Genomic DNA, 571 nt, shown 5'->3' on the forward strand with positions numbered 1-571 from the left:
CTTCTGCTGGTTGCCGCCGGAAAGCAGCTCTACGGCCTGCTCGGCGTGCGGCGTGCGAATGCCGAGGCTCTTAATAAAACGCTCCGCAATCGCCTGCTGCTTGCGCCGCTTAATCGGCCGCAGCCAGCCGCGCTGCGCCTGCAGCGCGAGAATAATGTTTTCACGCACCGAGGCGGCGCCGATAATGCCGTCGGTCTTGCGATCTTCCGGACAAAAACCGATGCCGAGACGCGACGCTTTCGCCGGGGAGCGAATGGTCTGCTGCTTGCCCTTAATGGTCGCCGTACCGCGATCGGGACGGCGAATGCCGAACAGCACCTCGGCGGTTTCGGTGCGGCCGGAACCGAGCAGGCCAGCCAGACCGACCACTTCTCCAGGCCGCACCTCAAGGTCGAAAGGTTCAATGGTGCCCTTCTTGCCGTAGTCGCGAAACGACGCCACCGGCTGGTTGCTGCGCAGCGTGCTGCCCTGACGCTGCAGCGCGGTTTCCAGCAGTTCGCGCCCCAGCATCAGCTTGATCAGCTCAATCTGCGGCAGCGTCGCGGTATCGCGCGTGGCGATAAACTGGCCG

General features: G+C 64.1%; 1 protein-coding gene. It reads right to left on the bottom strand.

From position 1 onward, the window contains the following. Positions 1-571, bottom strand: a 571-nt coding sequence (locus B3797_RS06135) for an ATP-binding cassette domain-containing protein (RefSeq protein WP_311790644.1), incomplete at both ends; no start/stop codon positions are given.

Source organism: Pantoea sp. UBA5923 (assembly GCF_002431095.1).
GTDB lineage: Bacteria > Pseudomonadota > Gammaproteobacteria > Enterobacterales > Enterobacteriaceae > Pantoea > Pantoea piersonii.